This window comes from Marinimicrobium sp., assembly GCF_002695945.1.
In the GTDB taxonomy this organism is placed as follows: Bacteria; Pseudomonadota; Gammaproteobacteria; order Pseudomonadales; family Cellvibrionaceae; genus Marinimicrobium; species Marinimicrobium koreense.
The window spans coordinates 20,081-42,377 of the sequence record NZ_NZQP01000022.1; the positions used below are offsets into that span (position 1 = coordinate 20,081).

The 22,297-nt window shown below is 60.1% G+C and carries 21 protein-coding genes and 1 other RNA gene; 11 read left to right on the forward strand and 11 right to left on the reverse strand.

The features are described from left to right. The first annotated feature begins 299 nt into the window (after window positions 1-299). The 6 genes from CMG77_RS05410 to CMG77_RS05435 all read left to right on the forward strand — a co-directional run bounded on the left by CMG77_RS05410 (window position 300) and on the right by CMG77_RS05435 (window position 10,203). Complete coding sequence (locus CMG77_RS05410; protein ID WP_286805746.1) at window positions 300-2,264, forward strand: hypothetical protein; 1,965 nt, start codon at window positions 300-302, stop codon at window positions 2,262-2,264. A 334-nt stretch (window positions 2,265-2,598) separates the two neighbouring features. After that, window positions 2,599-3,657, forward strand: coding sequence for a LacI family DNA-binding transcriptional regulator (locus CMG77_RS05415; RefSeq protein ID WP_286805744.1), 1,059 nt, complete (start codon window positions 2,599-2,601; stop codon window positions 3,655-3,657). Between the two features lie 102 nt (window positions 3,658-3,759). Beyond that, window positions 3,760-5,259, forward strand: a complete 1,500-nt coding sequence (locus CMG77_RS05420) for a xylulokinase (protein ID WP_286876034.1) — start codon at window positions 3,760-3,762, stop codon at window positions 5,257-5,259. A 72-nt stretch (window positions 5,260-5,331) separates the two neighbouring features. Beyond that, a complete protein-coding gene (gene xylA / locus CMG77_RS05425; RefSeq protein WP_123639351.1) occupies window positions 5,332-6,663 on the forward strand; it encodes a xylose isomerase in 1,332 nt (443 codons plus the stop codon). Between the two features lie 294 nt (window positions 6,664-6,957). Beyond that, the gene (locus CMG77_RS05430) at window positions 6,958-8,601 is read left to right on the forward strand and encodes a family 43 glycosylhydrolase (protein ID WP_286903732.1); all 1,644 of its coding nucleotides are present in this window, start codon (window positions 6,958-6,960) and stop codon (window positions 8,599-8,601) included. A 180-nt stretch (window positions 8,602-8,781) separates the two neighbouring features. Continuing rightward, the gene (locus CMG77_RS05435; RefSeq protein ID WP_286903733.1) at window positions 8,782-10,203 is read left to right on the forward strand and encodes a sugar porter family MFS transporter; all 1,422 of its coding nucleotides are present in this window, start codon (window positions 8,782-8,784) and stop codon (window positions 10,201-10,203) included. A gap of 119 nt (window positions 10,204-10,322) precedes the next feature. Here the strand turns inward: CMG77_RS05435 and CMG77_RS05440 are convergent, their stop codons facing one another. The 9 genes from CMG77_RS05440 to CMG77_RS05480 form a co-directional block, all read right to left on the reverse strand. Next, a complete protein-coding gene (locus CMG77_RS05440; RefSeq protein ID WP_502691759.1) occupies window positions 10,323-10,889 on the reverse strand; it encodes an NUDIX domain-containing protein in 567 nt (188 codons plus the stop codon). Window positions 10,890-10,896: 7 nt separating this feature from the next. Then, on the reverse strand, window positions 10,897-11,214 hold the full coding sequence (locus CMG77_RS05445) for a DUF3301 domain-containing protein (RefSeq protein ID WP_286903735.1): 318 nt from the start codon (window positions 11,212-11,214) through the stop codon (window positions 10,897-10,899). A gap of 199 nt (window positions 11,215-11,413) precedes the next feature. After that, window positions 11,414-11,626, reverse strand: coding sequence for a cold-shock protein (locus CMG77_RS05450; RefSeq protein WP_024461971.1), 213 nt, complete (start codon window positions 11,624-11,626; stop codon window positions 11,414-11,416). 331 nt (window positions 11,627-11,957) lie between these two features. Then, the gene (locus CMG77_RS05455) at window positions 11,958-12,287 is read right to left on the reverse strand and encodes a hypothetical protein (RefSeq protein WP_123639355.1); all 330 of its coding nucleotides are present in this window, start codon (window positions 12,285-12,287) and stop codon (window positions 11,958-11,960) included. Between the two features lie 8 nt (window positions 12,288-12,295). Further along, entirely contained in the window at window positions 12,296-13,048 is a 753-nt protein-coding gene (locus CMG77_RS05460) for an AAC(3) family N-acetyltransferase (protein ID WP_123639356.1), read from the reverse strand. 6 nt (window positions 13,049-13,054) lie between these two features. Then, window positions 13,055-14,296, reverse strand: a complete 1,242-nt coding sequence (locus CMG77_RS05465) for a UbiH/UbiF/VisC/COQ6 family ubiquinone biosynthesis hydroxylase (protein WP_286903736.1) — start codon at window positions 14,294-14,296, stop codon at window positions 13,055-13,057. After that, window positions 14,293-15,576, reverse strand: coding sequence for a 2-octaprenyl-6-methoxyphenyl hydroxylase (gene ubiH, locus CMG77_RS05470; RefSeq protein ID WP_286903737.1), 1,284 nt, complete (start codon window positions 15,574-15,576; stop codon window positions 14,293-14,295). Before ubiH ends, CMG77_RS05465 begins: the two co-directional genes overlap by 4 nt. Before the next feature lie 32 nt (window positions 15,577-15,608). Continuing rightward, window positions 15,609-16,937 (reverse strand): Xaa-Pro aminopeptidase, encoded by a 1,329-nt coding sequence (gene pepP, locus CMG77_RS05475; protein WP_286903738.1) that lies wholly within the window; start codon window positions 16,935-16,937, stop codon window positions 15,609-15,611. Window positions 16,938-16,989: 52 nt separating this feature from the next. Continuing rightward, window positions 16,990-17,616: a UPF0149 family protein gene (locus CMG77_RS05480; protein WP_123639359.1), complete on the reverse strand. Its 627-nt coding sequence runs from the start codon at window positions 17,614-17,616 to the stop codon at window positions 16,990-16,992. Between the two features lie 278 nt (window positions 17,617-17,894). Here CMG77_RS05480 and CMG77_RS05485 point away from each other — a divergent pair, with 278 nt between their 5' ends. The 4 genes from CMG77_RS05485 to CMG77_RS05500 all read left to right on the forward strand — a co-directional run bounded on the left by CMG77_RS05485 (window position 17,895) and on the right by CMG77_RS05500 (window position 19,334). Continuing rightward, window positions 17,895-18,104: a TIGR02449 family protein gene (locus CMG77_RS05485; RefSeq protein WP_024461964.1), complete on the forward strand. Its 210-nt coding sequence runs from the start codon at window positions 17,895-17,897 to the stop codon at window positions 18,102-18,104. Next, window positions 18,101-18,406: a cell division protein ZapA gene (locus tag CMG77_RS05490; protein ID WP_286903739.1), complete on the forward strand. Its 306-nt coding sequence runs from the start codon at window positions 18,101-18,103 to the stop codon at window positions 18,404-18,406. The genes CMG77_RS05485 and CMG77_RS05490 overlap by 4 nt, the downstream gene beginning before the upstream one ends. Window positions 18,407-18,472: 66 nt before the next feature. After that, a non-coding RNA gene (gene ssrS, locus CMG77_RS05495) (6S RNA) lies at window positions 18,473-18,650 on the forward strand. 69 nt (window positions 18,651-18,719) lie between these two features. Continuing rightward, complete coding sequence (locus CMG77_RS05500; RefSeq protein WP_286804998.1) at window positions 18,720-19,334, forward strand: 5-formyltetrahydrofolate cyclo-ligase; 615 nt, start codon at window positions 18,720-18,722, stop codon at window positions 19,332-19,334. Window positions 19,335-19,361: 27 nt separating this feature from the next. Here the strand turns inward: CMG77_RS05500 and CMG77_RS05505 are convergent, their stop codons facing one another. Beyond that, window positions 19,362-19,502 carry a hypothetical protein gene (locus tag CMG77_RS05505; RefSeq protein ID WP_170162958.1) on the reverse strand — a complete coding sequence of 47 codons (141 nt, stop codon included), beginning with the start codon at window positions 19,500-19,502 and terminating at the stop codon, window positions 19,362-19,364. A 430-nt stretch (window positions 19,503-19,932) separates the two neighbouring features. Further along, entirely contained in the window at window positions 19,933-21,561 is a 1,629-nt protein-coding gene (gene ilvA, locus CMG77_RS05510; RefSeq protein ID WP_339619392.1) for a threonine ammonia-lyase, biosynthetic, read from the reverse strand. Here ilvA and rpiA point away from each other — a divergent pair. Next, complete coding sequence (rpiA, locus tag CMG77_RS05515) at window positions 21,560-22,237, forward strand: ribose-5-phosphate isomerase RpiA (RefSeq protein WP_286804996.1); 678 nt, start codon at window positions 21,560-21,562, stop codon at window positions 22,235-22,237. The two genes, ilvA and rpiA, sit on opposite strands and share 2 nt — an antisense overlap. Window positions 22,238-22,297 lie beyond the last annotated feature (60 nt).

The window sequence follows — 22,297 nt, forward strand, 5'->3', positions numbered from 1 at the left end:
CTCAACGTCACAGGACGGAGGGGCGTGCGGAATCTGACCTCCGCCGAAACGGGAATTGTTCAGTGTTAGGGCCCCGAGTGCAAGGGGTTTTTGCCAAACCGTCGGTCTGGCTGCCGCCACCTCCGGTCCGTCATACCTCAAATGGGTGATGCCCCTCTACCCCACCTGTACTAGACTGCCGGGAGGAGTTTAGCGACAGCTTCGCGCCGGAGCCGCTGTTCCGCTCCATCGGCAGCGACAGGGACCCGTCCGGACCAGGATTCGGTACCGACCTCTCATAATCATATTGGAGCCAGATCATGCTTGTATTCATTCGAACCTTACTGTTGAGCTTCGCCCTGATAACGCTGGCCGCTTGCGGCGGCGGCAGCAGCGGCGGTGACACCCCACCCACCAACGACGACGGCGGCGGCGATACCAATGACGACGATGGTGGTGACACCAACGACGATAGCGATGGTGACGACGGCACCGATGATGACGGCGGGGACGACGAGCCCACCGCCGGCAGCCGTACCGGCACCTTTGTCGACAGTGCTGTTGCGGGAGTGACGTTCACCAACGCTCCCAGCGGCGTCACCGGCACCACCGACGCCCAAGGCCGGTTCACCTTTGAGCCGGGCGATACCGTGACCTTCTCCATTGGTGATCTGAGCTTCCCCCCAACCACCGCACGCGGCGTCATTACGCCTCTGACCATTGCCGGCACCGATGACCCCACTGATGTGGTAGCGACCAATATTGCCCGCCTGCTGCAGACCCTCGATTTTGATGGGGATGCCAGCAACGGCATCGATATCGCCAGCCAGGCCGCCGACTTCGCCACGGCGGTGGATTTCTCGGCTGAGGATTTCGATGATCAGGTGGCCGACCTGGTCACCAACTCCGGCAGCGACAATGCCACCCTGGTTACCGCCGAAGACGCTCGGGCTCACCTACAGGCCTCAATCGACAATGTCCGGGACCAGGCCGTGGGGAGCTGGTATTACGTGGACACGTCAGCGGCGGATCCTGAAGAACAGTTTGTCATCGTGCTGACCCTATTAGCCGACGGTCGCTTCGCCATCTTCAATGACGAGGACTGGCCCGAAATGGATGGTTTCGAAGTGGGTGAACTCGACTGGAACATCAACAATGGCCAGATCACCCTGTCGAACGTGCGCGACTACAACGGTGAGATTGGCCTGTCCGGCAGCACCTGCGCCTCAGAGGAAGACAGCCTGTTCACCTTTGACCTGGTAACTGGCGACAACCCCGGCGACGACAAGCTGTTATTGGGCGCCGACACCGGCGTCGGAGAAGGTTGCGACAGCGAAGGCGACGGTGCCGAAGTCATTGAGTTTACCCGCCTCTACAGCGACACCGACGGCCGGGTGGGCACCTGGAGCATTGATACCGAGACGGAATTCGTTCTCATCCACCTGTTTGAAAGCGGCCTGTACGCCATGCTTCAGGAGTCGCCAATGGATGATGCAGGACAGACAGGTATAGAGCGCGGCCAATACACCATCGACAGCGACACCGGCGCCGCCACGTTCACCCAGGCGACAGACACCAATGGCGAATGGGGCCTTTCACACCCCTGCCCCGGCACGGCTCCTGGAGTACGGGATTGCTTGGATGGTGGCGGCGATACGATTACTACCATCAACTTCAATGCCGAGACCAACCAGCTGGTGCTGATTGAAAGCCTGGAAACAGAAAACAATGGCGGCGAAGAGCAACCTATTCTTTTTGAAAGAATAGGTCCGACTGGCGTATCAGTAGGCTCTGGTGGTGGCTCTGGTACCGACGGCGGTGGCGACGACGACACGCCCGCGGCAACCGGTGGGTCCTACACACTGACCGAAACCCTGGTTTCGATCACCGGCCCCACCATCGACGATCCCGTCAGCGGTCCGGGGTACGACGTGTACTGCGCCGATGAGACGGTGGGCGATACCCTGGAAGAGCAGATTCAACTGGAACTGGACGCGGCCAATGGGTCATTCGTCTTAACGTCAGGCACAGGCGATGACACTGACTCCATCACCGGCACATTGACGGCGGAGGGCCAACTGAGCTTTTTTGAGCCTGTGTCAGAACATATACCACAGGAAAACTTCGTCAGCAGCGACAGCAGTGACTTTGTCGGTTATTACGACCCCGACGCCAGCAATATCAGCGGAACTTGGATAGAGGTGCGGCAAACCACGTACGTGCCTGAGGACATTACGGTTGAGTGCGCCATGAACTGGTCATGGCAGCTGACCATGAACCAGTAGGCTGACACGCTTTTCTCAGGAGCATGAAGCTTCCAACCTGAAGAGACCAGTACCTCCGTGCGGAGGTACTGGTCTCTTCTCTGCCCCCGCCATTAATCCACCTCCCCTCGAACCGACGGCCATTAGGACAATACCCCACACTCTTGCCCAAAATGAAAACGTTTCTATTTTTTGACTCAGCCACTTGCCAATCACCTAAAAACGGGTCCATAATCTGCCTTATTCAGTGTCTTAACGACCATAAGCCGGAATGGCAACGTTTTCATAAACCTTTTTATGAATACTCTCATTCCGGCCGGAGCGTCGGAGCACACAGCGCTAACGGAGCGAAACCGTGTCGATCAAGCAAGTGGCCAAATTGGCCGGGGTATCCATCTCCACGGTATCCCGGTGCCTGAACAGCCCCGACCAGGTCAAACCCAAGACCCTGGCGGCGGTTCAGTCGGCTATTGAGGAAACCGGCTACACCCCCAATGCCCTGGCCCGCAACTTTCGTCGAGGCAAAACCGGGCTGATTCTGGTGGTGCTTCAATCCGTGGGCCTGCCCTTCTGGGAAGGCGTGATGCGCGGCATCAATGGCGTCGCCCGGGAAACCGGCTATTCGATCCTGATCCGGGAAACCGCCAGCAGCCAGCCCGAGCTGGACGACTACTGCAAGATGGTCATGTCCAAGGAGGCCGATGGCATCATCGTGCTCGCCAGCCCCTCGCCCATTTCCGGCACCAGCCAGTACTCCACCCAGGCACGGCGCACCCCGATCGTGCTCGGCTGCGAAAACGTCACCGACGAAATGGCCCATATCCCCAGCGTACGGGTCGACAACCGTCGCGCCGCGAGCGAGGCCACCCAGTATCTGCTCCAGCTCGGTCACCAGCGCATCGGCTTTATCGCCGGTTCGCGCGGTTCACTGCTGACCCGTGACCGGGAGCGGGGCTACTTCGATGCCATGAAAGCCAGCCCCCAGGGCGAACACCGGGAGTGGGTGGTCAACGGCGATCAGACCATCGACGGTGCTCGGCGGGCCACCCGCAAGTTGCTCAGCCTGCCGGAGGCGCCCACCGCCATTTTCTGCGCCAACGACGAAATGGCGATGGCAGCAATCTATGAAATCAAACGCCGGGGGCTGCGCGTCCCCGAAGACATTTCGGTGGTGGGCTTCGATGACACCCGCTACGCGGCCATCATGGATCCGCCCCTGACCACCGTGGTGCAGCCCACGGAAGAGATCGGCGAGCGCACCATGCGCCGGCTGATCAGCGCCATTGAGGGCCACGATATTGGCGAGGCACCGGAAATTGTGGAGCACCGATTGATTGTCCGGGACTCGACCGCACCACCCCGCGCGGATGACCCCGGAAGTAAGCGTGGTCAGCCCTCCGAGCAGACGGTCTGAATCGATCAACGCGGATTTACTGTTAGTCACCTAAACTATAAGATGGGCAGCAAGCGGCTCAAACCCAACAGACAGCACCCAACAGACAGAAAGAGTAGAACTATGTACTTTTTAGGATTAGACATCGGCAGCTCCTCGGTCAAACTGGCCGTCATCAATGGCGAAACCGGCGAACGGGTGGTGGGCGCCACCTACCCGCCCCAGGAAATGACCATCAGCGCCCCGCAGTCCGGCTGGGCGGAACAGTCCCCGGAAGCCTGGTGGGACGCCGTGCGTCAGGGCTGCGCCCAGATGTGGGCCGAGCACCCCGAAGCGAAAGACAAGATCGGCGCCATCGGCATCTCCTATCAGATGCATGGCCTGGTGGCGGTGGATGCGCAGGGCGAGGTATTGCGCCCCTCGATCATCTGGTGTGACAGCCGCGCGGTCGCCACCGGCGAGAAAGCCTTTGAGGAACTGGGTAAAGACTGGTGCATGGAGCACCTGCTCAACTCCCCGGGCAACTTCACCGCCGCCAAGCTGCGCTGGGTGCAGGAAAACGAGCCGGATACCTACGCCAAAATCGACAAGATTCTGCTGCCCGGCGACTACATCGCCTACAAACTGAGCGGCGAGTGCACCACCACTGCCTCCGGCCTGTCCGAAGGCGTGTTCTGGGACTTTGCCGAAAACAAAGCCTCCGAAAAACTGCTCAAGCACTGGCATATCGATCCAAGCCTGTTGGCCAAACAGGTCCCGAACCTGGGCGTGCAGGGCGAAGTGAACGAACAGGCCGCCCGCGAACTCGGCATCAACCCCGGCACCAAAATCGCCTTCCGCGCCGGCGACCAGGTGGCCAACGCCATGAGTCTGAACGTGCTGGAGCCGGGCGATGTGGCCACCACTGCCGGCACCTCCGGCGTGGTCTATGCGGTCACCGACAAGAACATTGCCGACCCCGATCAGCGCATCAACACCTTCCGCCACGTCAACAAAGGCGAGGCCGAAGTGCACAAGGGCCTGCTGGCCTGCATCAACGGCGCCGGTCGGATGAACAGCTGGCTGCGCGGCGTGCTGAGCGCCGGCGGTGAAGTCTCCTACCCGAAACTGAACGAGCTGGGCGAATCTGTGGAACCTGGCAGTGAAGGCCTGAACGTCTATCCTTTCGGGAACGGCGCCGAGCGGATCATGCGCAACAAGCTGCTGTCCGCCCAGATGGATGGCCTGGACCTGAACCGTCACAGCGTCAACCACATCGCCCGCGCCACCCAGGAAGGCGTGGCCTATGCCATGAACCTGGGTTTTGATCTGATCAAGGGCCTGGGCGCGGAAACCCGCGTGGTGCGCGCCGGGCACAGCAACATGTTTTTGAGTCCGATTTTCAGCAGCGCCTTTGTGAACCTGACCGGCGCTCCGCTGGAGCTGTATCAGACCGACAGCGCCGAGGGCGTCGCCCGGGCCGCGGCCTGGGGTTGCGACTACTACACCTCCCGTGAGGATGTGTTCCGCACCCTGACCCGCAAGGCGATTCTCGAGCCGGAGGCAGCGCTGCAATCCCGTTATCAGGAACTCTATGGCCATTGGCGTGAGGCGGTCGAGCGCCGCCTTGCCGAGGCCCGATAAGGACACCCGAAACCGGGCGGTGGCTCCACCGCCGCCCACCTCTTTTCACACAAAGCACAAAAGGTCATTACCATGAGCATCACCCTAGGCGATAAAGAGTATTTCCCCGGCGTTGGCAAAATTGCCTACGAAGGCCCTGAGTCCGACAACCCCTTCGCGTTCCAGTATTACGACGAGAACCGCGTAGTGGCCGGCAAGACCATGAAAGAGCACTTCCGCTTTGCCGTGTGCTACTGGCACACCTTCTGCGGCGCAGGCCACGACCCCTTCGGCCCCGGCCCCTTCCACTTCCCCTGGAGCGAAGGCAAGGATCACGAAACCCGCACCCGCATGAAGCTGGACGCGGCGTTTGAATTCTTCACCAAGCTGGGTGTGCCCTACTACTGCTTCCACGATGTGGACGTGATTGAAGAGGGTGATTCCCGCGCGGAAACCCAGAAGCGTCTGCAGAACTGGGTTGAGCTGGCGAAAGCCAAGCAGAAAGAATCCGGCGTAAAACTGCTGTGGGGTACCTCCAACCTGTTCAGCAACCCGCGTTTCATGAACGGTGCTTCCACCAACCCGGACTTTGACGTGGTCGCTTTCGCCGGCGCCCAGTTGAAAGACGCGATGGACGCGACCATTGCACTGGACGGTGAGAACTACGTGTTCTGGGGCGGCCGCGAAGGTTACATGAGCCTGCTTAACACCGACATGAAGCGCGAGCAGGAGCACCTGGCCCGCTTCCTGACCATGGCCCGTGACTACGGCCGCAAGAACGGCTTCAAGGGTAACTTCCTGATCGAGCCCAAGCCGATGGAGCCGACCAAGCACCAGTACGATTTCGACAGCGAAACCGTCATCGGCTTCCTGCGTCATCACGGCCTGGACAAAGACTTCAAACTGAACATCGAAACCAACCACGCCACCCTGGCCCAGCACACCATGGACCACGAAATGCAGGCAGCGGCCAACGCCGGCATGCTCGGTTCCATCGATGCCAACCGCGGTGACTACCAGAACAGCTGGGACACCGACCAGTTCCCGTACAACATCAACGAAACCGTTGAGATGATGCTGGTTCTGCTGCGCCACGGCGGTTTCCAGGGCGGCGGTGTAAACTTCGATGCCAAGCGTCGTCGTAACTCCACCGACCTGAACGACACCTTCTTCGGTCACATCGGTGGTATGGACGTGTTCGCCCGCTCACTGTTGATCGCCGACGACCTGATCCAGAAGTCGCCGCTGGAGAAAATGCGCGCCGAGCGTTACGCCTCTTTCGACAACGGTAAAGGTGCCGATTTCGAACAGGGCAAACTGTCTCTGGAGCAACTGGCCGAAATTGGTAACGCCCTGGGCGAGCCCAAGCAGACCAGCGGCCAGCAGGAGCTTTACGAAAACATCATCAACCGTTTCGTACGCTAAGCAGATTGTCCTGAAAACCGCTTCGTTCTCCAGAAGATTGTTTTGAAGGGCTGAGAGTGGACCGGCGGCGTGACAGGTTCTGAAAACGCGATGAATACATCCCTGTAGCTCTCTCACTTCATCCCTGAAGTGAGAGTTTCAGAACCTGTCACGCCGCCGGTCTTTCTGCCACCACGAAACCTGAGCAGTTTCCCAACCGTGGGTTAAGGCCACACTCTAAGTGCTCAAACACCAATAGCTACAGTAAATACTTAAAANACTAATATTGAAAAATTAATGTGAGAGAGAAAAACAATGAAAACATGGCTATCCCTTGCCGGGGCAGCGCTGCTATTGGGCGCCTGCACATCGNCCAACAACCCCGATCAATCCCAAACCCACACCGAAGACTGTAGTCCCTACCTGGGCAACCCTTACGTCAAACACTGCCAGCAGTGGGAGACCACCTACGAGGGTCAACGCCAGGCGGATCTCGGTGACGGTACTTATCTCAACCCCATCATGTCCGGCGATCGCCCCGACCCGAGTATTCTCAAAGACGGCGACGACTACTACATGACGTTTTCCTCGTTTGAGGCCTACCCGGCCCTGACGATCTGGCACTCCAAAGACCTGGTGAACTGGGAGCCGGTTGGCCCGGCCCTGACCGAGTATGTCGGCAGCATCTGGGCGCCGGAGCTGACCAAGCACGACGGACGCTACTACCTGTACATTCCGGCAAAGTTTCCGGGCAACAACAATATCTATGTGGTCTATGCGGACAATATCGAAGGCCCCTGGTCCGATCCGATCGCGCTGGATAACGACCTGATTGACCCCGGTCACGCCGTGGGTGAAGACGGCAAGCGCTACCTGTTCCTGTCCGCCGGTTATCGTGTGCCACTATCTGACGATGGCCTGCGCATTACCGGCGACATGGAGCACGTCTATGACGCCTGGGATTATCCCGAGCACTGGGACGTGGAATGCGACTGCCAGGAAGGGCCCAAGATCATGCAGCACGGNGGCTATTACCATATGATCACCGCCGTCGGCGGNACCGCCGGNCCGCCTACGGGNCANATGGTGATTCACGCCCGCTCCAAATCCATCCACGGCCCNTGGGAAGACTCGCCCCACAATCCGATTGTGCGCACCGAGAGCGCCGCGGAGAAATGGTGGTCCCGCGGTCATGCCACCCTGGTGGAAGGCCCGACCGACGGTGACTGGTACATGATGTACCACGGTTATGAAAACGGNTATTACACNCTGGGCCGTCAGACCCTGATGGAGCCGGTGGAGTGGACCGACGATGGCTGGCTGGTCACCAAAGGCTACGACATGAGTCAGCCCATTCCCAAGCCCGAAGGTGGCACCGCGCTCANGCACGGNATCCCCCTTTCCGATGATTTCAGCACCAACAAGTTCGGCATCCAGTACAGTTTTTTCCGAGGGGATATTACCGAAAACGAACGGGTGCACTACGATCACGACGCTGGCGTTCTGGAGCTGGAGGCCAAGGGCGACTCACCCAGCAACAGCTCGCCTCTGACCTTCATTGCCGGCGATCACTCCTATCAGTTTGAAGTCGATATCGACTTTGACGAGGGNGCTCAGGCCGGCGCCATGGTGTTCTACAACGATAAGCTCTACGCCGGCGTTGGGGTCANCAAGGCGCATTTCGTCCTGCACCGCTACGGCATGGACCAGCGCACCGCCCCCAAGCCCGACGGCATGGACACCCAACTGCGGATGCGGATCACCAATGACCGGCACATTCTCACCATCCACACCAGTACCGATGGTGGGGAAACCTGGATCAAGTATCCGACCCAGATGGAAGTCTCCGGCTACCACCACAATGTGGCTTATGGCTTTATGAGTCTGCGCCCGGCCCTTTACGCGGCCGGTGAAGGTAAAGTGCGCTTCAGTAACATGGTGTATCGCGCTCTGCCCTGATAAGCTACACACGCACCCGGCCTTAAAGACNGACAATAATGGCCGGGTTGCACAGGGACTGGCCGCCGGGCGCCACGCCTACGGTCAGTTTCAGGTCAACATGGGGCAACAACCAGTTCAACGATAACAACCACGGTCTGGCAATTTTTGGAACCCAAAAAAACCATAGGTATTCACTCCATGACTACAAATGCAACTCACCCTGAACAGGGAAGTACGCTGTTTATTGTGTTGATCAGCTGCGTCGCCACTATCGGCGGCTTTCTGTTCGGCTTTGACAGCGGCGTCATCAACGGCACGGTCGAAGGCCTGCAAACCGCGTTCAACTCCGACAGTGCCGGTACCGGGTTGAGCGTGTCGTCCATGTTGCTCGGCTGCGCCGTCGGCGCCTTCTTTGCCGGTAACCTNGCGGACAAATACGGACGTCGCTCCCTGCTGATCGTCGCCTCGGTCTTTTTCATCGTGTCCGCNTGGGGCTCCGGCGTTGCTGGTGGCACTGTTGAATTTGTCATCTATCGCATTCTGGGCGGTCTCGCCGTAGGTGCCGCCAGCGTCATGGCACCGGCCTATATCAGTGAGGTGGCTCCAGCGCGCTACCGCGGTATGCTCACCTCAGTNCAGCAGATCGCCATCATCACCGGCCTGACCATGGCGTTCTTCAGCAACTACCTGTTGGCCAANTTCGCCGGCGGCTCCACCCGGGAGTTCTGGNTGGGNTTTGAAACCTGGCGCTGGATGTTNTGGATGGANNTGATNCCGGCNTNNATNTTTTTCTTNGCNCTTCTNGCNATTCCGGANAGTCCCCGCTATCTGGTGGCNTCNGGNAANATGGAGNAAGCCGGNGGCGTANTGGCCCGNCTNTANGGGCGCNGCACNGCCGANACCAAAGTCGANGANATCANNACCTCCCTNGCCAANGACCATCACCGNCCGCGGCTGTCCGACCTGATCAACAAACAGACCGGCAAGCTGCGCACCATCGTCTGGATCGGCATCGGCCTGGCGGTACTGCAGCAGTTCGTGGGCATCAATGTGGTGTTCTACTACGGTGCAGTACTCTGGCAGGCAGCGGGCTTCTCCGAAAACGACGCCCTGGCCATCAACGTCATCTCCGGCAGCATCAGCATCGCGGCCTGTCTGNTCACCTTTTTCTTTGTCGACAAAATTGGNCGCAAGCCGCTGTTGTGGTTCGGCTCGGCCGGTATGGCCATCACTCTGGGCCTGGTCGCCTACGCCTTTGCCGGNGCACCGGTGAACGTGGAAACCGGCAACCTGAACNTGTCCGACAATGCCGGCCTGCTGGCCCTGATTGCGGCGAACGCTTATGTGTTCCTGTTCAACCTGTCCTGGGGCCCGGTGATGTGGATCATGCTCGGGGAGATGTTCCCGAACCAGATTCGCGGCTCTGGTCTGGCCGTTGCCGGTCTGGCCCAGTGGTTGGCCAATTTCCTGGTCACCTGGACCTTNCCGATTCTTCTNGCGGGCATTGGTNTATCCGCCGCTTACGGTATCTACACCTTCTTCGCCGCGCTCTCTGTGGTGTTNGTGNTGATGATGGTGCATGAGACCAAAGGGAAGGAATTGGAGGAGATGGAGGGGTAATTACCTTGGGTTACGGCGGATGCGGCCTTTNGCCTTATCCGCCCTACNCANAGCACNGCNGTGCTANGNGTAGGGCGGATAAGGCCAAAGGCCGCATCCGCCGTAACCCAACGTTAAGCTCACCGCGCCAACCGCAACAATGCGGCCACCGAAATCGCATCGGTAATTTCACCGCAATCCACCATCGCGATGGCCTCGGTCAGCGGTAACTTTTTCACTTCAATATCTTCGCTATCATCCAGACTCTGCTCGACGGTCTGCAAATCCCGNGCCACGTAAATGATCGCGGTTTCGTCGGTGACCGAATTGGACAACTGCAGCTCCTGCAACATCTCCCAGTGTTGGGCCGAGAGCCCCACCTCTTCCTGCAACTCACGCTTGGCGGCACTCAATGGGTCTTCATCGCGGGGNCAACCGCCCTCCGGGATTTCCCANGTATATTCACCCATGGTGTAACGGGTCTGACGCACCAGCCAGGTGTTGCCNNCTTCATCAATCGGGACCACNCCGACCGCGGTATTTTTGAAATGCACCACGCCATANATGCCATCCGTACCAGCCGGAGTGATCACCTCCTCGTGGGACACTTTAATCCAGGGGTTTTCATACACGCAGCGCGTCGACTTGCGCTGCCAGCCGCCGATCCTATCNGTCACACAATCACCTTTATCATTTGGGGGAGNCATTCAGGGGTCAATGCAAACGGTGGGGGTCAAGCTCAACGCGCTGGATGTGTCGACCGAGCATCAACACCCGGCCAAAGTAGCGGTCACCNCCGGTGACGGTNAACTCGAAATAGAACGCNCNCCATAAACCGGGGCGACCCCNGGCGTCTTTTTTGATCCAGAGCTTACGCAGATAAACACTCTGATCCAACATCTGCACCTGCATCTGTTCACAGTGACGACGGGCCGCGATGAACGCCCGGTCTTTCGCCTGNAAGGCGCGCCAGCTGTAATAAATGAACAGGCCCAGAACGGTCAGCCAGATCAACGCTTTCAAATCGAGCATGAATTCATGATTCCCGGACAAACCCGAAGGATACCGTCTGGTGACTCGCGGAACCACCCCGAGAGAAAAATTTTCAGCANAAGAAACGTGTGGCTTAACGCGAGCGAAAAGCAGNGGGGGCAAGCCAGAGCGAAGAGCACTCTGGCCCAATGCGGGCCGCCGGAACCGGCGGCCGCGCAGGTGATTGCGTTCGGTCAGATTACAGCGGTGTGACGTTTTCCGCCTGCGGTCCCTTCTGGCCCTGGGTCACTTCGAAAGTGACGCTCTGGCCTTCTTTCAACGTGCGACGACCTGAACCATTAATGGCACGAAAGTGAACAAACACGTCTGCACCACCTTCACGCTCGATGAAACCATAACCTTTGTCGTCGTTGAACCACTTAACAACACCTGATACCAGTTGATCTGACATACTTTCCTCGTCTAGCAAACAAATGCAGATCCGAAAACATCGACGAACCTGCCTGACATAAACCGACCTTGGTCAACGCCTGGGCGAGCAACGCAAAAGCCGGGGTGAAACAACCCCAGGGGTTGTGCTAAGGGAAGGGTCGAACAAAGTTACTGGAGGGTGCCTCGCGGGAGCCTAGCCTTTGGCCGTTCACAATCTCTAGCAAAAAAATTAAAGCACTTCGCTCCAGGCAGTTCAAGCATAATTTGATGAAACTTTGAGCGGGTTCCGAAGCGACAGTGCACGGCACCCATGGGGTGCCGAAAAAGGTGTGTGGCACCACATGGGTGCGCTACCGACGGGCGAGTACTTCGTGCAGGTAGATGGAGAGCACCACCAGAGGCATGCTGAATATCATCACCACGCGCTTCAGTACTTCAAACTCCAGTCCTTCCTTGGCCAACTGGTAACAGGCCAGCGCCCAGACGGCACTGGCGAAGTAGGCCCAGCGCCAGCGCCGGAAAACACCCAGCGCCACCACCCAGCCCACCGGGGCCAGTAACATACCATAGCCCTCTGAGTAGCCCAGAAACACCGCACCGGCAACCAGCAGGCACAGGATCAACAGAGCATTGAGCGACAGGTCCAGTCGGCGCTTACGCTCGGGGGTGAGTAGCGGCATAGTCGGCGTTATTCCTTGTCCACGAAGTACAGAGGATCTTTTTTGATGGCGGCCAGTGCCGCATCCCAGGCCGCCTGGGCATCCACCAACATGCAATCGGCCGCGAGCAGTTGGCCGCGCTTTATGGCGCCTTCGGGCAGCAACGACTCCAGGCGATCGTAGCGTTGCACATAGCCTTTGAAGCTGTGACAGCGAACGGCATTGGTGATCTGCCGGCCTCGGGCGTCGGTGAGAATGAAGTCCACAGGCTCCTCTTCCAACAGGTACGGCGGCATCACCTGTTCTTCCACCGCGTGCATCATGGTGTTGACGGTGAAATCGCACCCGAGAAAGAGTATCCGGCCGCCGAGCTTCGGCAAGATGGCGAAAGGCGAATGCTCACCGCAGGGAGTGTGGTCCTTTTCGTGGCCCACGAGCAGGTCCGAGGTATTGGGACCGATCGCCGCCGCCGAGTGCGTCGGGTGAAGGCTGCGCACCACACCCTGCTGGCGCCGGAACGCCTCACTCAGGCTGCCGACACAGGAGGGGGTTTCCTCGGTATCGAACAGCGGATTTTCGGCGTTGACCGTTTCATAACTGAGCGTGGGCATTGCCAAGGTGCCCTCAGGCCCCAGGGCCCGGCGCAACCCGGCCGATACGATATCGGCGGGCATGGCCTCCCCCAGTGAACGCAGCGATGCGTGCACCATCAGGGTATCCCCGGGCTTCACACCCAGGTCTTTGAGAAGGTTGGACAGTTCCAGATGGGGGTTGATATTCATAGCAGCTCATACTCCCATGGCTTTTTGAGCAAGCGTGTTTTTGATCAGTGGCAGATTGTCCACCCGCCGGAGCCCACTATTGCGCAGGGCGATCCAGGCGGGAGAGCGACTGCCGAAGAGTCGTTTGAAACCTTCCATGGTCGCCATCATGCCCAGGTTGTCCCCCAGGCGTTGGCGTTGATAACGGCGCAGTATCGAGGGCTCCGACAGCGGCAGGCCGCGAGTCAACGCCCGTTCAATTTCCTGATACAGGGCCTGCACATCCTTCAGCCCCAGATTCACCCCCTGACCGGCCAGGGGGTGAATACTGTGCGCCGCATCGCCGACCAGGGCGATGCCCGGGCGGATGTAATCCCGGGCGTGGCGCTGGTAGAGCGGAATACCGTGGCGGCGATCCGTACCGGTGACCGCCCCCAGAGTGTACTCGAAGTCCCGTCCGAGGCGGTCGCAGAATGCCGCGTCGTCCAGGGCCAGCAACTCGTCGGCCAGAGCCGAGTCGGCGGACCAGACGATGGAGCTGTAGTGCTCATCCCAGGGGTGTTCACCGGCATCCGCCTCACCCCAGTGGCAGCGCAGGGGCAGGAACGCCAGGGGCCCGGTGCGCATAAAGCGCTGGCGGGCCGTCTGGCCGTGGGGCCGCTCGGTCCGCACGGTGGTGACAATGGCCCTCTGTTCATAGGGCCACTCCCGGATATTGAAACCCGCCAGCTCCCGCACCCGGGAGTGAGCTCCATCGGCGGCAATCACCAAAGGCGCAACCAGCGTGTGCCCGGTATCGAGGCCGACCGATGCAGCCCCGTCATCGCGCTGCTTAAGGGTCNCCACCGCCGACGGCCGGAACCACTCGACCGTGGACTGNTAGGTCAAGGCCTGACGCAGGTGGCGCACCAGAACGCTATTTTCCACAATGTGGCCCAGNTGGTCGCAGTTGAGCTCATCCGCGTGAAAACCGATGCGCCCGCTGGCCTCACCATCCCACACCAACATATCCCGGTAGGGGCAGGCCCGTTCGGCCTCTATGTGCCGCCATAGGCCCAACTGCTCATAGATTCGNCGGGACGCCGGCGTCAGCGCCACCACCCGGGGATCGAACTGCTCCCCCCGATACACGGCCGGCTCGGCGTCGCTGGCTTCCACCAGCGCCAGGCGCAGGCCACGGGCCGCCAGCAGGGGCGCCAGTTTCAGTGCCAGNGTGGCCCCGACCTGCCCCGCACCGACGACAATGACATCGTACGTGGTTTCACTCATGGCCCCATCTCCGACAGCCGTTGAACGGGAGGTTCCCAGGGCGCACGCGGCCCGGCCGTGCCCATGGTCTGGGCGGCAAACCAGTCTTTTACCCCGGGCAGAAAGTCCAACCCGACAAACCCGAGATGACGCAACGCCATCAGACCGAGACGGCGGTTGGAAAACACCCGCACCAGTTTATCGCTCAGCTGTATGGTCAGACGCTGATCCTGGGCGCGCTGCGCCACATAACGATTCAGCACGGGCAGCGCCCCGGGATCACCTCCCTCCAGACGCGCCCGCCGCAAGACCGCCGCCAGGGCCGCCGCATCGCGCAGGGACAGGTTGAACCCCTGCCCCGCCACCGGGTGCAGATAGTGGGCACTGTTGCCCAGTAACACCAACCGCGAGCGCACCTGCTCCTGGGCCTGAACCAGCGCCAGCGGCCAGGACTGTCGCTCGCCGACCCGGGTCAGGCGCCCGAGACGCCAGCCGAAGGCCCGCTGCAGGGCGTCAAGAAATTCCGGCTCCGGGGCGCGGCGCAGTGCCTCGGCCTCGCCCGGGGGCAGGGTCCAGACCAGCGCGGCCCGACGGGCCTGCGGGCTTTCATCCAGCGGCAACAGCGCCAAGGGCCCTCGGGGGGTAAAGCGCTCGTAGGCGCGACCCCTGTGAGGTCGCTCGAACGAGACATTGGCAATCACCGCATGCTGCTGATAGTCGCGGCGGACCTGCTCTATGCCCAACCGACGGTGCAGATCGGAAGCGCCTCCGTCCGCGAGCACCACCAGCCGCGCGGTGAGCGTTCCCGGGGCACCCTCACCCTTCAGGGTGAGGGTGCTCAGGTGCCGCCCCGGCAACAGGCCGGTCACCTGCGCCGGGGCCAGCACCCNGACCTCCNGCGCGCCATCGGCCGCCGCTCGCAGGGTCGGTGCCAGCCAGGCATTTTCCAGAACGTAACCCAGGGCATCCCGGGCCTGCTCACGGGCGNCAATCAGGGCCCCGCCAAGGTGCCCCTGATCGGACACATGCACCTCCGTGATGGCCGTCGCGTGGGCTTTCAGCCGAGACCATAGCCCCAGACGCTGCAGAATATCGGCGCTGCCAGCGGAAATGGCGGTGGAGCGATTGTCATAGTGAGGNNCGTAGTGATCACTCACCAACCCNTCGGGAGAGCGGGCGTCGATCAACACTGTCCGCCAGCCGGCACCGCTGGCGGACAGCAGTCCGGCCAACACAGACCCCACCATGCCACCGCCCACAATGGCGATGTCGTAGTCCGGCAGGGCAAGCGATTCATTCATGGACAGGCCTCACACAGGAACAGTGGCGGTCATTACCGCGATCGCGATGCATCNGCCATCAGTGCCTCGATGTCATCCGGCTCCTTGGGCACACCGTCGGTCAGAACCTCGCATCCCTCTTTGGTCACCACCACATCGTCTTCNATCCGAATCCCGATGCCGCGCCACTTCCGGGCGACCCGCTCATTGTCCGGCGCCACATAGAGTCCGGGCTCCACGGTCATGACCATACCCGGCTCCAACAGNCGCCACTGGCCATCGATTTTGTAGTCGCCCACATCGTGCACATCCANCCCGAGCCAATGNCCGACCCNATGCATATAGAATTCGCGATAGGCCTCGTTGGCGATCAGTTCATCCACTTCACCCTGCAAGAGCCCCAGCTCNACAAGACCTTCGGTCAGCACCTGGACCGACACCTCGTGGGGACGGTTCCAGTGGTTGCCNGGGCGGATCTCGGCAATCGCCGCNCGCTGCGCCTTGAGGACCCATTCNTACANAGCNCGCTGCTCCGCACTGAAGGTGCCGTTGACCGGGAAGGTCCGGGTGATATCCGCGGCATAGGTTTCNTACTCACAGCCGGCATCAATCAAGACCAGGTCACCGTTTTTCAGTGCGGCGCTATTTTCAATATAGTGCAAGATGCAGCCGTTTTTACCGCCGCCCACAATACTGCTGTAAGCCGGGAAGCGCGCCCCGGCCATGGCAAACTCGTGCAGAATCTCCGCCTCGAGCTGATACTCCATCACCCCCGGCTGGCAGTAGCGCATGGCGCGACTGTGCGCCCGGGCGGAAATCTCCCCGGCGTGGCGCATCAGGCGCAGCTCGGCGGCACTTTTGATCAGGCGCAGGTCGTGCAGAAAGTGATTCAGATCGAGAAACTCCCCGGGTGGGGTGGCACCGGAGCGGACCTTNGCACGGATACTGTTCACCCAGTCCATGACCTGGCGATCAAACTCCCGATCTTTGCCCATGGCGTAGTAAACCCGCTCCCGGCCTTCGAGCAGNCCCGGCAGAATATCGTCGATGTCATCAATGGGGAACGCATCGTCGGCGCCGTAATCCCGGCAGGCACCTTCGGGTCCGGCGCGGTAGCCGTCCCAGATTTCCCGGTCCGGGTCCCGGTCGCGGCAGAACAGGACGAANTCGCCGTGNTCCCGCCCGGGAATCAGNGCCAACACCGCGCCGGGNTCGGGAAAACCGCTCAGGTAGTGCAGGTCGCTGTCCTGGCGGTAAGGGTACTCGGTATCGCGACTGCGCTGACGTTCCGGCGCCGAGGGCACTATGGCAATGCTGTTGGGTTCCATCACCTCCATCAGCGCCTTGCGCCGACGGGCGAACTCCTGACGTGTGATTTTCATGGATCGACCTTAGGGCTCAGCCGNTAGGTAACGCGAAAAAGGGGTAACGACATCAATGCAGGGTCGGGGGTTCATCCGCCGATGGGGTCTGGGTCGCCTCGGCACCGGGCACATTGGCATCCACCAGCGCCCGCGCGCCAAACTCCATAAACAGCGAAAGCGCGGCCATGCGCACATATTCCACCACTTCGACGTAATCGTTCTCGGCTTCACGGGCGGACTCTTCATCGTCCAGCTCCACCTGGGCAATGGCCGCCAGATCTTCCAGNGCCTCGCGGGCTTCGTCCGAAAGGTTAGTGTCGCCGGCGTGCCCAGCGCTGCCAAAGCCCACCAGAAAACCGTGACACCACTGCCCGAGGCACTGCACCCGCAGGGTGATTTCCCGCTCGTCTTTGGGCAGCAGCGGTTGCAGCGCAAAGCCGTTGCCGGTCAGTTGCGCCCGNGTATCCCGGTACACTTGGGTCAGCGCATTGCGGACCGACTCGTCCGGCGCCTGGGTAAAGTCCAGCTCTTCCACCGCCTCAAGCAACCATTCGGTTTCATCCGGTTTGGCCCCACCACAGAACTTCCCGCACAACAGCCCCTGCAATTCCGCCGGGTTGATCAGAATACCCAGCGGCTGTAACAGCTCGCTCAATTGTTCATAACTCAGGGGGGTTATTTCGGGTTCGGTCGTCATGGGCACCTCGTGTCGTTGACCGGATATGCTAACACGAATCCCGATTTGACGGCGGGCAGGCGTTAACAGCGNAGTGGTTACGGCGGNTGTCGTCGAGTNCGGTTGCGGCGGATGCGCCTTCGGCTTATCCGCCCTACACGAACCGCGGAGGTATGCGTAGGGGCCGAGCGCAGCGGTATGACCCGCATCCGCCGTGACCCAACGGGGCGAAGATTGACCCTCTGCGAAGGGCGCAATATAGTAGCTGCACGCGAATAATGAACCCGGTCCCCGAAATCATGTCCGATGAACTGCTAGAAGCCCTGGAAGCAAAGATGGATCGTCTGATCCAGGTCTGTGAACGCCTGCAGCAGGAGAACGACGAACTGCGGGCCAAAGCCAATGACTGGCAGCGGGAGCGGGTGCGTTTGATCGAGAAAAACGAGCTGGCCCGCGGCCGNGTAGAGGCCATGATTACGCGCCTGAAGAGCCTGGAGGCTGACTCGTGAGCACCGAAACGGTTTTCGTAAAAATTCTGGATAAAGACTATCAGGTGGCCTGCCCNCGAGAGGANCGCGCGGCACTGCAGGAGTCTGCTGAACTGCTCGATGAGCGCATGCGNGCCATCAAGCGCAGCGGATCGGTAATCGGGCTGGAACGGATCGCCGTGATGGCGGCCCTGAACCTGAGCCACGAATTGTTGCAGGCCAAACGCCAACCGCAACAGCCCTCGCTGGATCTGGACCAGAACGAACTGCAGCGCCTGAACGACAAAATCGATCGCAGCCTGGAGCAGTTCGAGCAGCACTGAGCCCCCACCTTTTGCCGGTGCCGAATCCGGTTGCGTTGCCCCCCGACTTCCGGGTTATACTGANNGCACGCCCTGGGGTGTTCGCCAGTCAACACGTCCTTGAGCCGATAACCGCAGTACAGGCGTTGTTCTGTAGGTCCTGTTGAGCATTACCGCGCGAACGGGAAGCCTGATGGACCGCGAACATCGCCACCTTGAGCCTTAGGGTTCAAGGCCCAATTGACAGCGGCACCTTGGGGTTCTCCTTTCTCTCGCCGNTCCGGTTTGGGTCCGGTGATTCCTTTAGGACGATTCAACCGCGGACGTCTCGCCCTTGAGCACGATTTCCGAATTTCCNGCACCGGACAAGAAACAACTGCGCCAACGATTGCGCGCCCGCCGCAATGGCCTGACGGCCCAGGAACACCGGGACGCCGCCCACGCAGTGGCGCGTCAGATAAGTCGCACCGCGGAATTCATTCGCAGTCGGCGGATCGCTGTGTACTGGCCCAATGACGGCGAGATTGATCCCACCCCCATTGTGGAGCGAGCCTGGCAGTTGGGTAAGCAGTGCTACCTGCCCGTCTTACACCCCATTCAACCAAGGCGACTCTGGTTTGTGCTCTGGCAGCGCGACACCCCACTCTACCCCAACCGCTATGGTATTCCGGAGCCGAATCCCTACCGGGAACCGCGCCTGGCGGCACCCTTTCTGAATCTGGTATTGCTACCCCTGGTGGGCTTCGATGCGAACGGAGGGCGACTGGGCATGGGCGGCGGTTTCTACGATCGGACCTTCGCGTTCAAGGCCGGTGACGGTCACATCCCCGGGTACGGCCCGGACCTGTTTGGCCTGGCGCACGCCTGTCAGGAAGTACCCGCGCTGCCGATTGAACCATGGGATATTCCCCTGACAGCGGTGGTAACCGATCGGGGTGTTGTTCGATAAGAGGTGGGTGTTGCTGAGCGACGGGCGCTAGGAATTATCGGCCTGCTGCAGGACCACCGAGGCAGCGCTGCTGTCGTCATCACCAAACCAACTGCCCAGATCCAGCGCACTGATCAGCACGCCCAGGCAGAACACAAAAATGACCAGAGTAACGATATCGGTTTTCATTTTATTCGGAACCTTCTTTTTTAACCGTTCAGGTATTCAGTTTATCGACATCCGTCCAGAACTAAATTTCCCTGTTGGCGTACCGTTTTATCGCAACGAAGTCTAAGGTTAGTCGAAAATCGTGACAGATCAAGAAAAACGTCGGAAAAATGGACGTTTTTTGAGGCAAATGTGTTGAAAATCACATTTTTAGGGCGGGTTTTGCGGTTTTTTTGGTGGATGACGGGCTTCGCCCTTATACCACCCTACCGTGAAGTAGGTCGGATTAGCGCGCAGCGCGTAATCCGACAATAACCGCGTGAGCGTGGTTGGGCACGGAATGTCGGATTACGCGCGAGGCGCTAACCCGATCTACGGGCTACGATGTGAACGTAGGGTGGCATAAGGGCGAAGCCCGTCATCCACCGACTCAACCAATTCTCAATGCACCTCAGCTCAGAAAGAACTGATAGGCCTCGTTGTCGGTTTCATCCCAATAGGGATAATTGATTTCATCCAGGAATTTGCGCACCTGTGCCCGCTCTTTCTTGGGCACCTGCATACCGATCAACACCCGCCCATAGGCGGCGCCGTGGTTGCGATAGTGGAACATGGAAATATTCCAGTGCCCGGCCACCCGATTGAGGAAGGCGAGCAGCGCTCCCGGACGCTCCGGGAACTCGAAGCGGAATACCATTTCATCCCCCACGTTCGGCGCGTGCCCGCCGACCATGTGGCGGATATGCATCTTGGCCACTTCGTTGTCGGTCATATCCACCAGGTCATAGCCCTGCTCGCGCAATTCGGACACCAGCTCGGCGCGGTCGTGGCCGCCGCTGCCCACCTGGATGCCGACAAAGATTTTCGCCTCCTGGCTATCCGCGTAGCGGTAATTGAACTCGGTGATATTGCGCTTACCCAGTGCCTTACAGAACTCTTTATAGGCACCCGGGCGCTCCGGAATGGTGACCGCCAGAATGGCCTCTCGCTGCTCACCGATTTCCGTGCGCTCGGAAATGTAGCGCAACCGGTCGAAGTTGATGTTCGCCCCGCAATCGATGGCAACGAAGGTCTGACCGGTAATGCCGTTCTCCGCCACATACTTTTTCATGCCCGCCACGCTGATGGCGCCGGCGGGCTCGGCGATGGAGCGGGTGTCTTCAAAAATGTCCTTGATACCGGCACAGATTTCATCGGTATTGACGGTGATCACCCCGTCAATGGTCTTGCGGATCACCCGGAAGGTTTCCTTGCCGATCTGGGCCACCGCCACCCCATCGGCAAAGATGCCCACCTGGGGCAGAGTCACCCGCCGCTTTTTCTCCATCGCGGCCTTGAGCGAGGCGGATTCATCGGACTCCACCGCAATGACTTTCACATCCGGGCGCACGTATTTCACGTAGGCCGCCACACCGGCGCAGAGACCACCCCCACCGACGGCGACAAAGATCGCATCGATATGGCCCGGGTACTGGCGCAGAATCTCCATCGCCACCGTGCCCTGCCCGGCAATCACGTCCGGGTCGTCGAACGGGTGGATATAGGTCATGCCCTTTTCTTCCACCAGTTTTTTGGCGTGGGCCGAAGCTTCATCGTAGCTGTCCCCATGCAGGACCACCTTGCCCCCACGGGCGCGCACAGCGTCCACCTTGATCGGCGGCGTGGTACGCGGCATCACAATGGTGGCCTTGATGCCCAGATGATGTGCACCCATCGCCAGCCCCTGGGCGTGGTTGCCCGCCGAGGCCGCAATCACGCCCTTCGCCTTCTGCTCTGGGCTCAGTTGCAGCAACTTGTTGTAGGCGCCCCGGATTTTGAAGGAGAACACCGGCTGCAGGTCCTCGCGCTTGAGCAACACCTGATTGCCGGTGCGCTGGGACAACAGCGGCGCCGGATCGAGTGGCGTCTCGACGGCGAGGTCGTAGATGCGGGCATTGAGGATACGTTTGATGTAGGAATCGGGCATAGGAGTGTATTGCACCAAAGCTGTGTGAGACGGCAAACCCCCATGGTAAACAATTTGCGAACCGCTGGCATCCATCGCGTATAATGCGCGCATCCACAACAGCGAGGTGACCATGACCCAGGACGAACTCAAGAAGGCAGTCGGCCAGGCCGCCGTCGACTACATCGCCTCGAAACTTCAGCGCGACAGCATCATCGGCGTGGGCACCGGCTCCACCGCCAATTGCTTTATCGACGCTCTCGGTAAGCTCAAAGACGATTTCGCGGGCGCCGTGGCCAGCTCGGATGCCTCGGCGGAGCGTCTGCAGAAGCTGGGCATCACGGTGTATGACCTGAATGAGGTCAGCGAGCTGCTGGTGTACGTTGATGGCGCCGATGAGAGCAACGCCCAGTTGGAGCTGATCAAGGGCGGTGGCGCGGCGCTGACCCGGGAGAAGATCGTCACGGCGGTATCCCGGGAGTTTGTCTGTATCGCTGATGAGAGCAAGTGGGTGGATGTATTGGGCGCTTTCCCGCTACCGGTGGAGGTGATTCCGATGGCGCGCTCTTATGTGGCGCGCGAGTTGGTGAAGCTGGGCGGTGATCCGGTGTATCGCACGGGTGTGGTGACGGATAACGGGAATGTGATTTTGGATGTGCATCATCTGGAGATTATGGAGCCGAAGAAGCTGGAGGCGGAGATCAACCAGATCGCCGGGGTAGTCACCAACGGCCTGTTCGCCCGACGCGGCGCCGATGTGTTGTTGCTTGGCACCGCTGAGGGTGTGAAGACCATCAAGCCCAAGTATTAACTGCGATAGCCTCTTAGCTTCGAAGCGAGTCCGGTCCGGGGTGGGGTGTATCTATCCCGG